At 43.0% G+C, this 14,915-nt stretch carries 13 protein-coding genes; 4 read left to right on the top strand and 9 right to left on the bottom strand.

Annotated elements, in window-relative coordinates:
* Positions 1-25 precede the first annotated feature (25 nt).
* Positions 26-292 carry a hypothetical protein gene (locus HMPREF1535_RS16595; RefSeq protein ID WP_010803441.1) on the top strand — a complete coding sequence of 89 codons (267 nt, stop codon included), beginning with the start codon at positions 26-28 and terminating at the stop codon, positions 290-292.
* 89 nt (positions 293-381) lie between these two features.
* Here HMPREF1535_RS16595 and HMPREF1535_RS16590 read toward each other — a convergent pair whose 3' ends face one another.
* From HMPREF1535_RS16590 to HMPREF1535_RS16565, 6 genes are all read right to left on the bottom strand, one after another.
* Positions 382-2,103 carry an ATP-binding cassette domain-containing protein gene (locus tag HMPREF1535_RS16590; protein ID WP_046146877.1) on the bottom strand — a complete coding sequence of 574 codons (1,722 nt, stop codon included), beginning with the start codon at positions 2,101-2,103 and terminating at the stop codon, positions 382-384.
* Between the two features lie 9 nt (positions 2,104-2,112).
* Complete coding sequence (locus HMPREF1535_RS16585) at positions 2,113-3,387, bottom strand: O-antigen ligase family protein (protein WP_232312623.1); 1,275 nt, start codon at positions 3,385-3,387, stop codon at positions 2,113-2,115.
* Positions 3,291-4,331, bottom strand: coding sequence for a glycosyltransferase family 4 protein (locus HMPREF1535_RS16580; RefSeq protein ID WP_007659170.1), 1,041 nt, complete (start codon positions 4,329-4,331; stop codon positions 3,291-3,293). The genes HMPREF1535_RS16585 and HMPREF1535_RS16580 overlap by 97 nt, the downstream gene beginning before the upstream one ends.
* 3 nt (positions 4,332-4,334) lie before the next feature.
* On the bottom strand, positions 4,335-5,402 hold the full coding sequence (locus tag HMPREF1535_RS16575; protein ID WP_007659169.1) for a glycosyltransferase: 1,068 nt from the start codon (positions 5,400-5,402) through the stop codon (positions 4,335-4,337).
* Positions 5,387-6,286 carry an MraY family glycosyltransferase gene (locus HMPREF1535_RS16570; protein ID WP_228100145.1) on the bottom strand — a complete coding sequence of 300 codons (900 nt, stop codon included), beginning with the start codon at positions 6,284-6,286 and terminating at the stop codon, positions 5,387-5,389. The genes HMPREF1535_RS16575 and HMPREF1535_RS16570 overlap by 16 nt, the downstream gene beginning before the upstream one ends.
* A gap of 871 nt (positions 6,287-7,157) precedes the next feature.
* On the bottom strand, positions 7,158-8,114 hold the full coding sequence (locus HMPREF1535_RS16565; RefSeq protein ID WP_007659167.1) for a tyrosine-type recombinase/integrase: 957 nt from the start codon (positions 8,112-8,114) through the stop codon (positions 7,158-7,160).
* A 105-nt stretch (positions 8,115-8,219) separates the two neighbouring features.
* Between HMPREF1535_RS16565 and HMPREF1535_RS16560 the strand changes: the two genes are divergently transcribed.
* Positions 8,220-9,764, top strand: a complete 1,545-nt coding sequence (locus HMPREF1535_RS16560) for a ClC family H(+)/Cl(-) exchange transporter (RefSeq protein WP_007659166.1) — start codon at positions 8,220-8,222, stop codon at positions 9,762-9,764.
* A 61-nt stretch (positions 9,765-9,825) separates the two neighbouring features.
* On the opposite strand, the gene HMPREF1535_RS16555 is transcribed toward HMPREF1535_RS16560, so the two are convergent.
* Positions 9,826-11,502 (bottom strand): putative transporter, encoded by a 1,677-nt coding sequence (locus HMPREF1535_RS16555; protein WP_007659165.1) that lies wholly within the window; start codon positions 11,500-11,502, stop codon positions 9,826-9,828.
* A 111-nt stretch (positions 11,503-11,613) separates the two neighbouring features.
* Here HMPREF1535_RS16555 and HMPREF1535_RS16550 point away from each other — a divergent pair, with 111 nt between their 5' ends.
* Both HMPREF1535_RS16550 and HMPREF1535_RS16545 read left to right on the top strand, forming a co-directional pair.
* Positions 11,614-12,423, top strand: a complete 810-nt coding sequence (locus HMPREF1535_RS16550) for a peptidylprolyl isomerase (RefSeq protein ID WP_007659164.1) — start codon at positions 11,614-11,616, stop codon at positions 12,421-12,423.
* A 12-nt stretch (positions 12,424-12,435) separates the two neighbouring features.
* Positions 12,436-12,828: a hypothetical protein gene (locus HMPREF1535_RS16545; protein WP_007659163.1), complete on the top strand. Its 393-nt coding sequence runs from the start codon at positions 12,436-12,438 to the stop codon at positions 12,826-12,828.
* 6 nt (positions 12,829-12,834) lie between these two features.
* Here the strand turns inward: HMPREF1535_RS16545 and HMPREF1535_RS16540 are convergent, their stop codons facing one another.
* Together HMPREF1535_RS16540 and HMPREF1535_RS16535 are read right to left on the bottom strand one after the other, a co-directional pair.
* Complete coding sequence (locus tag HMPREF1535_RS16540) at positions 12,835-13,278, bottom strand: VOC family protein (protein WP_007659162.1); 444 nt, start codon at positions 13,276-13,278, stop codon at positions 12,835-12,837.
* A gap of 54 nt (positions 13,279-13,332) precedes the next feature.
* Positions 13,333-14,913, bottom strand: coding sequence for an NAD(P)/FAD-dependent oxidoreductase (locus HMPREF1535_RS16535; RefSeq protein ID WP_007659155.1), 1,581 nt, complete (start codon positions 14,911-14,913; stop codon positions 13,333-13,335).
* Positions 14,914-14,915 lie beyond the last annotated feature (2 nt).

Below are 14,915 nucleotides of genomic sequence, written 5' to 3'. Positions count from 1 at the left end.
ATATTGACACATTAAAATTATTCCTATGAAATATCTTGAAGCTATCCTCGGTTTCCTGACTACGATCGCCCGTTTGATTTTTCGGGCCAAAGGGAAACACAAACCCGGTCAACCTGTGGTTGACGATACTGGCCATCCTGGCTGTCCGCCATCAGAATACGGAAGTGGCGCTGGCAGCGGTCGGGGCGATACTCTCAATATCAGGGAAACCTTCCCTGCACCCGAAAAAATAATGGGTACGGCACTAATTCTCTGTGCAACGGGAGGGTATTTGCTGAAATTGCTGGCATAATCCTTTTCCTTTAGCGGGAAGGTGTCAGAAGTCACTATCCTGTCATCCCGGGCTTGTCCCGGGATCACATACCAAGTTAATATACATTGTTATTGTATATTACATATATCCACGATCCGGCGACAAACAGATAACGATTCCGGACGATGGGAAATAACCAGTAACGTCAATCCCGGACATTCCTCAGAAAGCCGGATAATAGAGTCGTTGATCGCATGCTCCGTTGTCTCGTCCAGAGAAGAAGTCGCTTCGTCGAACATCAGAATCTCTGCTTCCTTGTATAAAGCCCGGGCAATCCCCAACCGTTGGCGCTGACCTCCCGACAACAGGCTTCCGCCTTCCCCCACCGGTGTATAAACACCTTTGGGCAGAGAACCGACAAAATGATTCAGCGAAGCCAGACGGAGAACCCGGTCGATCCGGTCCATATCCGGATGTTCACTATTATACCCCATTACGATATTATCGAGTAACGTACCTTCCACCATAAACAATTGTTGCGACACATAGCCGATGCGGCTCCGCCAGGAGGTCAGTTTATCGGCAGACAAAAGAGCATCATCCACATAAACTCCTCCCGAATCCGGTTGCAAAAACCCCAGTATCAAATGAAACAAAGTCGATTTACCCGAACCGGACTCTCCCCGGAAACCAATAAAATCGCCTTTATGTATCTCCAGATTATAATGATCGAATATGGGAGCTTTTCCATCATAAGAAAAACAAATATCCCGGATTGTTATCGAATGCCCGAACTCGATCGGAACCTGTTCCGTTATGACCTGTGTAACCTGCCCGGACTCAAGATCGGATAACAGGTTCAACGCAAACGAATTACCCCGCATCTGAAAAATATATCCCGTACCTTTTATAATACCCGGTAACACCCGGTAAACGGCGATGGCAAATATACCGACTATCAGCCCTATGGATGGAAGTTTAAATAACTGTGTTGCAATAATCAACACCACCACCGAAGACACAATAGCCACCTCCAATACTTTTTGTAAAGAATTAGTCAAAATAAAATTACGGACAGTCAAACTGTTTTGTTTTTTCAACAGGGCCGTGAATCGCGAAAAGCTGTTGGAAAAAGTATTATTCATTTCCATATCCGTAAACCCGATAAATGTCTGTTGTAATAATTTGCCCCTCTGGGGATTCAACAGATTCAACTGTTTCCCGTATTCTTTTATCCGGGAACGGGAAAAACGATAATAGGTCCATGTAATAGGGACAAATGTGAAAACGACCAGTAAAAATACATAGATATTGAATGTAATCAATCCGACCAGAATAGAGGTTGTAACAAAAAACTCACAAAGTAATTGGGCATAAGGTACAAAATAACCTTGTATTAAATTACCGGCTACACTGTTGACCTGATTAATCAACTTATGGCTGTTGTTTTGCTTGATGAATAAATACCCCCGTGAATAATAATTCTGATAAAGCTGAAGGGACAAATAACTGGATATATAAAATAACCGTTTGTTCTGTTTATACTGCAACCAGGCAGACAGACAAACACGTATAATTGAAAAAAGCAATACTACTATACAGATAAAAAATACAAACGACCGGATACTGTCAAATCCCATCCAACTGTAAAATAAGGCCATATGGCGATTTTCCAGGATGATATTCTCATTAAGCACCAGCAATAAAACAGGTAATAAAACGCCGGTCCCCACCAAATCCAAAACCGCCATAATAAAAACAGAAATACCGACCTTCAACAACCGTAACCTGTATAAACGAGGCAATACTTTATACAAACGTTTCAACTCCGAAGGTATGATTTGTATCATATCGAACAATTATTTTACATTAATTACTTTATTACACTCCGACAACAACAGCCACAGAAAAAAACATAAGTAGGCCCCCGAAGACACTACATACCCTTCAAAAAACAGGTGAAAAAAGAACAAAAACAACAGAGAACCCAAAAAATAGCCATTTATACCGACCGATTCCCTTTGGAACATCCGGTACATAAAAGACAGATACGGAATAAAAAAAGCCAGGAAACCCGTTATCCCCATTGAAGACAGCAGAAATAACCAACTGCTCCCCGGTTCAATAGTCCCGGTCTCCAGATTTACTTTGTTTGTCTTTGCGTAGTCAGGCTTTACGGTAGCAAATCCGACTCCAAAGATGGGAAATCCCTTAAATTCGGTCATACGGGCATCCCATAAATCATCTCGTGAACGGGTCAAACTACCTGCTATTTTACCACCTTCCATTTTAGAACGTATTCTTTCCGTATAAGGCCACCAAATACCGGCTGTCAATACAGCTAATATAGCCAGCATAAATACGAGCCGTGCCAACCGTTCCACACGATGACGATAAATCCGGCTATAAAAAAAAGCAACAGCCATAACAGAACTTGCCAATGCGGCACGGGAACCGGCCAGTAATAGTACGGCGAATGAAATAACCGTAATTCCAATTTGTTTATATCGTTCACAAATTCCGGAAGACAAATAAAAACGGTACAAACTATATACCATTGAAATACCTGCTAACGGACCGAGCAGCATGGATTGATTTGTCAATCCACGGAAACCACTGTACCCATGTACAAAAGGTAACCTGAATGCCCATGCAAAGAATGAGATTATCACAATCCACCGGATAACCGCTAACACATATACAAAAAGCAAACGCCTCCACGTAACCATATACGGATTTATAAAGAAAGGGCCGACAGCAAAGACTACAGATAAAAAAGCCAGAACCCGAAACCATACTTTAAAATAAGCAGGAATCTCATTCACCCAGATAGAGATAAACAAGGCAACCAGAAAAGGTATGTAAGTGTATGATATTTTCAAACCTCCCCGTAAAACAAACCAGATAAAAAGGACTAAAAATACAGCATAGTATACATTATCCGGAATAGGATAAAAATAAGGTATGACCTTTGTCAGTGTCAACAAAAGGACACCCGGCAATGCAATGCGGGAAAGAATATCCGTCGTGGCAACCATCATTTCAATACGGCTAAAATACAATCGGCAACTTTCGACGGTGTAATCCTCTCTGACAGTTTCCTGCTTCTCCGCCCCATTTGTACCCACTGCCACTCCGGCAAACGGATAAAACGTTCGATAGCTTTACGAATAGAACGTTTATTCGCCGGCTTAAACAAAAATCCGTTTTCCCCGTCTTTCACAAAACAACTCACGGCACCGCAACAAGCGGATGCCAGTATCGGTAAACCGGCACAAGCGGCTTCATGTATCACCAGTGCCCAGGGTTCGGTAACAGAAGGTAAAATAAATGCACCCGCCTTTTCCAGCTCTTCCGCCAATTCTTCCTGCGGCATAAAATCTTTTATTTCGACATCCGGATATCCTTTCAGTTTAGGATAATCCGGTCCGTTCCCTATCAATACCAATTTCCAGTTTTTACGATCCGGTATCGTATTCCAGGCCTCCAAAAGATACGCCAAGCCTTTTTCTTTCGAAAATCTACCTATAAATACTAAACGACGCGGATATTCTTTTTCCCGCATTTTCAAATCGACGTTATGGAATAACTCCACATCGGCCGATAAATTATGCATCAGAATCTGTTCCTGGCGAAATCCCAATTTACGTGCATAAGCAACCTGCGGCTCGCCCGATACAAACAAATGGCTGAACCACCTGCGATGACGAAAACGGGATACCAGGACATTGAACCATTGCATTCCCCCTCTCCATTGGGTATCGCTGCTGGCTATTACGGGTATATGCAGTTGCTTACGAACTTTGCCTGCCACTTCGTTATATAAGGGATCTATCCAACCGGCAGTCCAAATCAAATCAGGTTCCAACCTTTTTACCAAGCGGAATAAATGGTCGGGATCCCAAAACGAAGAACGGTTGTAATACGTGACGCCTTCCAACTGGGGAGGCAAATAAGGTGTCTTCTTGTTTGAATCCGACAATACGACATGTACATGGCATTCCCTATCGACCAACGCCTTTATAACTATTACATTATAAGGCATTAGCTCTGTATACAAAATTACAATGGTAATCATATGTTATTTAGATATAAGTCGTCTGAAAATACGGTAAACACCATCAAAATGATACCGCATATAGAATAAAATCCGATAATAACTATCTGTCATTCCGGAAGTTGTTTTAAACAGAAAGAAATAAAACATTCTTTGCTGGAAACCGGCAGGACGTGACAATATGAGATCCCGTCTTAATAAGCCGTTTTGCTTAAATTCCTTTTCCAGACATTCGATACGTTCCCTGCGCGTAAGAGGACAATTCTTTTTATAAAAACTTGCCGCATACGCAGAATAATCGGTAATTCTTCCAGACCTCAGATAGGATTCCATATCATTGCTATTCCAGTCATGTATTCTGAAAAAGTGACGAAACGCATCTTCCGTCAGTTGACAGGCCTGCAAATGGTCTGATGAAAAAGAACCGGCAGCACTCATCTCATCCCGGCATAAATAATGATAAGGACTGCTATCCGGAATAAAACCGATTCTTTCGGCAAACGAAAATGCACGCAGGTTGAATACCAAATCTTCATGGGGTAACATTTCCATAAACCGGACTTTTTGTTTTTTCAGTAACTCGGAGCGGTATAATTTATTATAGGCTACCGCAAACATTTTTTTCTCTTTCAACAATAGAAAAGCATCCAGTGATGTTACTGCCGGCCATTCTGTAATCGATTCTACAAATCGGTTTTCCTTTTTCCGGTTATCACGCAGCCATTCTGTTGTTACCCCTGTAACGACAATATCCAGGTTATCCGTTTCCGCTTTCGCATAAAGAGAAGCAAACATCTCCGGTTCGATCCAATCATCCGAATCGACAAATCCGATATATTCTCCTGTCGCCAATTCTAACCCGACATTACGTGTCGCTCCCGGATTTCCGTTTCTTTGATGTACCACCCTGATACGTTTGTCCTGCAAGGCATACTGTTCTGCAATACGCCCGCTGTTATCGGTCGAGCCGTCATCTACCAGTATAATTTCCAGTTCTTTCAATGTTTGATGGCAAATACTGTCCAGGCAAGCCGGCAGATATTTCTCCACATTATAAACCGGTACAATGACCGAAATCATTTTCTTTTCCATATTTTCAATGATTTACTCAACAAGATACCGAGCAGCAAATCGACTATCAATATAATAGTTATATTACAGAAGCCTGTCAACCAATTATTCAGGACCAATAATACGATTGTAAATACCAGAATAAGTTCCGTTGCCTGTAAATGAGTCATGCCCGCAGCCAAACATTTATGATGCAAATGATTCTTATCGGCAATAAATAAGGGACGGTGGTGCATAGCACGTACCAGCATGACACGAAGGACGTCGAACATCGGAATGAATAATAAGGTAAACGGAATTACCAGATTCTTTACATCCGGTTCCGTTTCCGATACATACACAGCATATTTAATGACCAGAAAAGACAACAGATATCCCAACGACAACGCTCCGGCATCTCCCATAAACATCTTGGTTCCTTTGGCAGTACGGCCCCATACATTAAAATATAGAAAGGGAATCAGGCAACCCAACGCCGAAAAAGCCAACATCGAATATAGCCATAACCCTTTGAGAGAAAACATCAGCCCAATCACCAGGAAAGAGAAAGCACTCCCTCCCGCTGCCAATCCGTCGATGCCATCGATCAGATTGACAGCATTTGTTATGAAAACAATCAACAAGACTGTAAACGGAATCGCGATATATTCCGGCAATATGTACACCCCAAACAATCCGTATAAATTATCCAGATAGAAACCGGATACCGGAAGTAAAGAAGCCACGGCAAATTGTATAAAAAATTTCTTACGATAACGAACCCCTATTAAATCATCCTCTACTCCAGTCATATACAGGAACAAACATCCTGCCGACAAAAACAAAAACTCCAACAATATATTGCCATTTAATTGGTGATTCATCGGGAAACCAATCAAATAACGATAACCGACTACTAATGACATAGACAAAACAATGGAAGGAAAAAATGCCAAGCCACCTAAACGGGGAATTCTTTCATGATGACACTTCCGCCTATTCGGCGTATCATATAATTGTTTACGTCGCGATATATTCAAAATTTGAGGAAGAAACATTAGAGAAAAGAAAAATGACAAAATCAAACAAAGAAATAAAGATATCTTACTTTTCAATGGCTCTCCGGCAACAACATCCAAAACAACTAAAAATGAATTAGTTAACATGCATTTATTATTTGAGGGTTGATATAACAAAGGTCGTCAGTCCCATTTCTGAGGGTGACATACTAGTGCTTTTTATTTTGACCCTTATTTACGGAATAAGGGTCATTGAGTTTAAACCACTATATATCAACTATATACTAGCATGTTTTATATATAGAGTAAGTAAAAAATCAATAACGATGTCTATTTACAATCTATATATAACCTGGAAATAATCAGTTGTCTGAAAAAGGAAAGGACAAGAAACTGGAAATGGAAAATGATAGTGTTTATTTAGTAAAATAATATTACTAAACTCAGGATTCCTTAAATAAATGTCAATCTATTTATTTCTGATAGTTGGAGTGTCCTGCTAAGATCTGTTAATGATTTTATCGCAGTTAATCTTGAATTTCATAATGGTTTCATTTTTAGGTCTTTCCGCATCGTTTTTTCACGAATTTCAATGAGATTATCTTAATATTAATCTTTTTTAAGACACAAATTTTCTTCTTACTACAATTTTATCAATAGTAATTTTTTACTTTTGCACTGTCAAAGATTTTCAAGCAATCTGGTAGTATGGGGTATAGATTTCGTAATTATAATTCTACCAGTTTATAAACAATGACCCTTATTCCGTAAATAAGCGTCAATTCTTGCAATTACTCTTGCTTACCCATTTTTCCACAAAGTCAATGATTTTCAAATTAACCCTGTCAATGATATTTTGATCCAATTCTTTTAAATAAAAGAGTGTTGTTTTTTCGGAAGTATGCCCCAAGGCCTGACTGATGACTGCAACCGAAACAGAATTTTCTTTTGCCTGCATAGCCCAGGAATGACGGGCCACATAGGAGGTCAGTTTTACCGGACAATCTATCATATCCCCTATCGTAGCCAACCGTCGGTTGTATGTTCTTAAAGCGACTTTATATCTCTCATAAGAAACCTCTTCCGATTGTAATACAGGAAATAGCAGATTGGAATTCTCCCTGGCATATTTTTCCAATAAACGACGCATACCCGAAGTAATCGTCACGCGAATTTCTGTTTTTGTCTTCACACGGTAATAGACAAGTACATTGCCACGTACATTATTTTGTGTCAGATGCGCCAAGTCAACAAACGCCATTCCGCATGCCATAAAACTGAACAAGAACAGATCGCGGGCAAAATCAAGACGCTTCTTCCCTTTTAAATCCAATTCCGTCATATCTTTAATGACCTGTATCCCCACTGAACGTTTATAAGTGGATACGGGGCGAAGATGTATTTTTTGAAAAGGATTTGTTTCAGGTGTAACCAGATTTTCAGATACAGCACTGTTGAATACGGTACGGAATATACTGGTGTAGTTGGTTACCGAATTAGGACTCAAATTGAGGGATTGCAGATAAGATACAAAATCTTTCACCAACAGGGGGGTCACTTGCTTCATTTTTAAAATATCCGTACCTACGAACCGCTCCAAATGTCCCAGGGTTACCTTATAGAGGGAAGCTGTACTTTGGGCTGATCCACTTTTCTCTTTTTCAAGAAAACTGATATAATTCAATAAATTTCCCCGAAAATTTCTTTTTACTTCTTTTACATACGATGTTTCCATAAAGTTGTTTTTTTAATTAGATTATATAGAACAAATGTAAAAGATAATTTGATAATGAACTTCTGCTAAAACCAAACCTGATTCAGTCTTGTTTTTATCGAGCTTATGAAGGTAAACTGGAGGATATTAAAACTGAAACTAGTGGATGCCAGGCTCTATTTCGTGAGCCTCATTGTAGGGTTGCTGACCGGGTTGGTGGCAGTTCCCTATCACTATTTATTACAGTTATTCTACAATTACCGGAAGGATTTCTTTGAATCGTCGCCACCCTGGTACCTGCATATCATTGCTTTTCTGGCCTTCTGGGGAATCCTCCTGTTTGTATCCTGGATGGTGAAACGCTGGCCTTATATATCGGGCGGTGGTATTTCGCAAACACGCGGGGCGATCAACGGAAGGATCGTATATAAGCATTCCTTACGGCAACTGCTGGCTAAATTTGCCGGCGGAGTACTGACATTAAGCAGCGGCCTTTCCATGGGGCGCGAAGGGCCGTCCGTCCAGATGGGATCGTATATCGGTGACCTGGTCGGTAAATGGGGACATATCCTGAGCGGTGAACGGAAACAATTGCTGGCAGCCGGTGCCGGAGCCGGACTGGCGGCTGCCTTTGCTGCTCCTTTGGCAGCTGCTACGCTGGTTATCGAATCGATCGAACGGTTTGATGCGCCCAAAACGGCTATCACAACCATACTGGCCGGAGTGGTTGCCGGAACCATTGCCAATATGATCTTTCCCATAAATCCCTATCATGAGATAAATGCCGTGGCACCGGATTTGTCATTCTCGTTACAGATCAAACTATTCCTCTTGTTCGCCGTCATCGTCTCCGTTTTCGGAAAGTTCTATTCGCTGTTGATGCTTTACGTGAAAAGGTTATATCCGGCCATAAAACAACCGGAATACATCAAGTTGCTGGGATTACTGATCATGGCCTATACCATTTCACTGACGTTAACGGACCTGACCGGAGGCGGCGAACAGTTCCTGATGGAACAGGCTTTAGGCGGAAAAGAGAGCATCCTGTGGATAACCGGGATGATGTTGCTGCATATGGTGTTCACCGTCTATTCCTTTTCATCCGGACTGCCGGGTGGCAGTTTTATTCCGACACTGGTAACAGGGGGATTATTAGGAAAGATCTGTGCCTTATTGCTGGTGCAGCAGGGCATCATCGCACCGGAAAATATAAGTTACGTCATGTTGATCGGGATGGCTGCATTCCTGGTTGCCGTGGTACGTACTCCCATCACCGCCATTCTCCTGATAACAGAGATCACCGGCCATTTCGAAGTGTTCTATCCTTCGATCGTTGTCGGAGGACTGACGTATTATTTTACCGAGTTACTGGAAATAAAGCCTTTCAACGTCATGTTTTATGAAGAGATGATCAAGAAGCCGATCTTTCAGGAAGAAAAACGGCTGATACTAGATGTCGAAGTCATGGCAGGTTCTTATTTCGACGGGAAGCTGGTCGATACGCTTCACCTGCCCAATAACTGCATCATTATCAATATCCACCGCGACCGCAAAGACTTCCCTTCTGCCGGACAAACGATCCTGCCCGGCGACCAGCTTACCCTTGAAATCGATGCCCAGGACATCGAGAAGCTGTACGAGCCGCTGGTTAGTATGGCAAATATCTATTAGCCCCAATAAAAAAGGTGTCTGATAAAAACTCAAACACCTTTCCTATCTATGAATTGTTTGTTTACGCAAAGAACAATATCAACAATTGTGCTGTCAACACTCGCAGGAACATCGTCAACGGATAAACTGTTGCGTATCCCACAGACGGTGCATCGTTACCTGCCGTTGCGTTTGAATAGGCCAGTGCAGGCGGGTCGGTCGTACTACCGGCAATCAGACCCATCAGCGTGAAATAATTCACTTTGCAGAAATAGCGACCGATACAACCGATAATCAGCAAAGGTACGGTAGTGATGATAAAGCCGTAACCGATCCAGGCAAAACCTCCATTGTTCACGATCGTGTCGACAAAACCGTCACCCGCACTGATACCGACACAGGCCAGGAACAACGTTATACCGATCTCACGCAACATCAGGTTGGCACTCTGAGTCGTATAAGTCACCAACTTATATTTATAACCGAAACGGCTGATCAGGATAGCCACGATAAGCGGACCACCAGCCAATCCCAATTTTACCGGCTGGGGAATACCCGGGAAAGTAATAGGAATACTTCCCAATACAATACCTAAAGCAATACCGATAAAGATAGTGATAAGGTTCGGCTCGTTCAAACGTTTCATCGAGTTACCCAATACCTTCTCTACGTTCGTTACGGCAGTTTCAGTACCTACTACATTTACACGGTCACCCACCTGAAGGGTCAGATGCGGCGTTGCAACCAGGTCGACACCGGCACGGTTGATACGGGTTATATTGATACCATACAGTTTACGCAGTTTCAACTGACCCAGACGCTTACCGTTCAGTTCCGGTTTTGTAATCAGGATACGGCGGTTGATAAACTGGCTTTCCATACGAATCCATTGTTTACGCTCCATATCGATCTCTTCACCAATGAAAGTTTTAATCGTTTGGGCATCCTGCTCCGTAGTAATGACAAAAACCTTGTCATTCTCCATCAATACGGTATTGGCAGATACGATTTCAATCTGCTTGTCGCTATCGTGCCAGATACGTGAAATAACGAAATCACGATGTTCCAGAAGGTTTGATAACTCACCGACACTCTTACCGAAAACAGCCGGGTTCTTCACGATTAATGAAACAGGTTTTGCCTCATTCGTATGGGAAGCATCTTCATTGTTCAACTGTTCGTTTTCCTTGTCAAAGTTAACCCGGAACACATAACGGATAAATATAATCGACAGGATAATACCGATAACACCCAACGGATAAGCAACTGCATATCCTAACGCTATCGTATTGTCCGTTGATCCGTACATATCGGAGAATGCCTGTTGTGCTGCACCCAGACCCGGGGTATTCGTTACAGCTCCTGACAGGATACCGACCATCGTCGGCATCGGAATGCCGGTTGCATAATGCAGGATAATAGCTGTTACCACCCCCAGGAATACAATCCCGCAAGCCAGCATATTCAACGTAATACCACCTTTCTTAAAAGAGGAGAAAAATCCAGGTCCCACCTGCATACCTACCGAGTAGACGAACAATATAAGACCAAATTCTTTAAAAAAGTGGATAACATTGTGATTGATCGTAAAGCCGAAATGCCCTAAAATGATCCCCACAAACAGTACCAGTGTGATCCCTAACGATACACCAAATACTTTAATTTTTCCCAATTGAATACCTGCCGCAATAACGAAAGAGAGCAACAGGATGGAGTGGCCAATGCCTTCGCCCCATAATAAATCATTGATCCAATTCATACTATTATATTAAAAAATCTTTTTGCCATTAAATAAAGTTCGCAAAGGTATACATTTAGTTTGTGTTTAACAACATAAACAGTATCTTTACCCGGGAAAAATAAAAAGATCATGAAGAAAATATATCGTATAGCACTTGCTTTGTTCTTTGCCGCGACAGGGCTTAATGCTCAAAGCTCTGAAAAGACAGTAATTATCAACACGAACGTAGGGACCATGAAAGCCCGGCTGTATGACGATGTCCCGAATCATGTCCGTACATTTATCGCCCGGGCCAGACAAGGCGAGTTCAACGGGACACTTTTTACCCGTGTGATCAAAGAGTTTATGATCCAGGGAGGAGCGCCCGACTCAAAGAATGCACCGGCCGGAGCCCGTTGCGGTTTTGGTGATTCGTCGGCGGAGATCATGCCGGAGTTGAACGATAAATATTTCCACAAGAGAGGTGCGCTGGCCGCCCCGCGTCAAAACGATGATGTCAATCCGGAAAAGAAATCGGATATGTCGCAGTTCTTTATCGTACAGGGGAAAGTCTATCGCAACGGGGAACTGGATACGTTGGAATTGATTGCCAACCAGGACATACGAAAAAAAGCGCTGGATAAGTTCTACCGTCCTATTGCCGTCGACTTAAAAATGCTGAAACAAAGCAACAAGCGGGAATACAACAAACGGGTAACAGCCGTCAACGCCCAGATAGATTCCATGATCCTGGCAACGCCGGGACACCTGATCTTTACAGACGAGCAACGGAAGGCATACACCACAGACGGCGGATGCCACCACCTGGATGGTATTTATACCATCTTCGGCGAACTGACCGAAGGTTTCGATGTGCTGGATATCATTGCCAATCAGCCGAAAGATCAATATGACCGTCCTAAAAAAGATATCAGAATCATTAGTGTTATTATTGAATAAAACATCATTTATATGTTAAAAAGAGACTTTATCATGGTCCAGATAGAAGAACTGGGCAAAGTGATCGCCCAGATCATCTTCAACCGGAATGCTAACGCTGCCCGTAAAAATCCGGAGTTAATACAAACGGTCTACAGTTCACTCAAACTGGATCAGGATTTCCTGATGACCACATCTCCCGAAGAGATTCTCCGTTCTCTGGACAATGAAGATAACGGCGGTGTGTTACGCCTTGAAATAGCAATCAAGACCCTGATCGAGGACAGTTACCTCCAACCGGAAAACCAACCGCAAATACTCCTGCGGGCTAAAGAATTGCTGGAATACCTGCAAGCACATGACAGTACGTTCTCGCTGGAAAGGGTCAATTTGCTGAACGAGATCGAGGAACGGCTGAAAGAATAATTCTATTTACTGGAATTTCTTATTTTCTTCTATTAATTCTTCGCTATATTGTTCTGGAGCTAAGGGTGAAAAAAGTTCTATTAAATTATCTTCGGGATCACGCAGATGTACTGTGCGCGCTCCCCAATCAGCCATATCGGTTGGTTCATTAACGAATATCACACCCTTATCTTTCAGAGTCATATAAGTGTTATCGACATTATCCACACTGAATGATACAAGTGATTTCTCTCGAAATCCCACAGGTAATTCTTTATCTGCATTGCCCACTGACGGAGCCATCCAGTCGGATACAAAAAGAGCAAATCCTTCTATTCCATCTGCTACTTTAAAACTTGCATAACCACTGTTTTCATCTCCCCAAGCAGGCTCTAAACCAAGCTGCCCGGCATAAAAATTAAAACATTTTTTGTAGTCTTTGACTAATAATCTTACATTACTAAACCTCATAATTGTTCTTTCTAAAATTTATCAAATAGTATTTCTTTATTCAGTTGGCAACTGTTACTTTTCCAATGCCGCCACTCCTTCCGCGCAACGTTCCCCATCGATCGCAGCCGACACAATACCACCTGCATAACCGGCTCCTTCCCCGCAAGGGAAAAGTCCTTTTATCGTAACATGCTGATAGGTGTCACGGTCCCGAAGAATACGGACGGGAGAAGAAGTTCGTGTTTCGACACCGATCATCAGTGCTTCATTGGTAAGAAAGCCTTTCGATACCTTTCCGAAATAACGAAAACCTTCACGCAAACGGCGGGTTACAAATTCCGGCATCCAGAAATGAAGCGGAGAAGCCAGCAAACCGGGAGTATAAGAGGAAACAGGCAGATCGAAGGAGTTTTTCTTGTTTACAAAATCGTTCATACGCTGTGCCGGTGCCGTCTGTTTCATGCCTCCGTTCAACCAGCAGACTTCTTCCAGCCGTTCCTGAAAGGCCATCAAAGCCAGTGGCGAATCAGCCGGGACCGTCACTTCTTCATGTTTCATCAGTTCGGTATAATCTTCCGGACGAATTTCGACCACCATTCCGGAGTTAGACCAACGGGAACCACGATTAGAGGGAGACATCCCATTCACGACGACCTGCTTCGGACCGCTCGCCGCCGGAACGACAAACCCGCCGGGACACATACAGAATGAATAAACGCCCCTCCCGTTCGACTGGGTAACGAAACTGTACTCGGCAGCCGGAAGATACTTGCCCCTTCCCTCCCTGCGATGATACTGTATCTGGTCGATCAGTTCCTGCGGATGCTCCAGGCGGACGCCTACCGCAATACCTTTCGCCTCTATCGGAATCTGCTGCTGATAAAGGTATCTGTAAACGTCACGTGCCGAATGTCCGGTTGCCAGGATTACCGGACCGTAAAAAGTCTTTCCGGTATTCGTCTCCACACCGATCACTTCGTCCTCTTTCAGGATCAAGGCATCCATACGGGTTTCAAAATGCACTTCACCGCCACAACGGATAATCTGCTCACGGATATTTTCTATCACCCGGGGGAGCTTGTCCGTACCGATATGCGGATGGGCATCGGCCAGAATAGAGGTACTCGCTCCGTGCTGGCAAAAAACATTTAATATCTTATCTACCGAACCGCGTTTCTTGCTGCGGGTATATAATTTACCATCGGAATAGGCTCCGGCACCACCTTCACCGAAACTGTAATTCGATTCACTGTTAACCGTATGTTCGCGACTGATCAGGGCAATGTCTTTCTTCCGTTCACGAACGTTTTTCCCCCGCTCGATAATCACCGGACGCAGTCCCAATTCAATCAGGCGAAGGGCAGCAAACAAACCACCCGGCCCGGCACCGACAACAACGACCTGTTTCCCTCCGGATACATCTTTATATTCTACCGACTGATATTCCGGCTCTTCCGGTTGTTCATTAATAAATACACGTAGCTTGACATTCACATAAATCGTACGCTGACGGGCATCGATAGAACGTTTCAATACACGCACGGCCTGAATATCTTTTGGCTGAGCACCGGTTTCATGCGCCACCACCTGTTTCAATGATTGCTCATTCACAGCCTCCTCCGGCAGGATGCGGAGTTGTAATTCTTGTATCATAT

This window comes from Parabacteroides goldsteinii DSM 19448 = WAL 12034 (assembly GCF_000969835.1).
Classification (GTDB): domain Bacteria; phylum Bacteroidota; class Bacteroidia; order Bacteroidales; family Tannerellaceae; genus Parabacteroides; species Parabacteroides goldsteinii.
The sequence above is the reverse complement of the archived record's forward strand: the minus strand, read 5'-3'. Positions and strand labels throughout refer to the sequence as shown.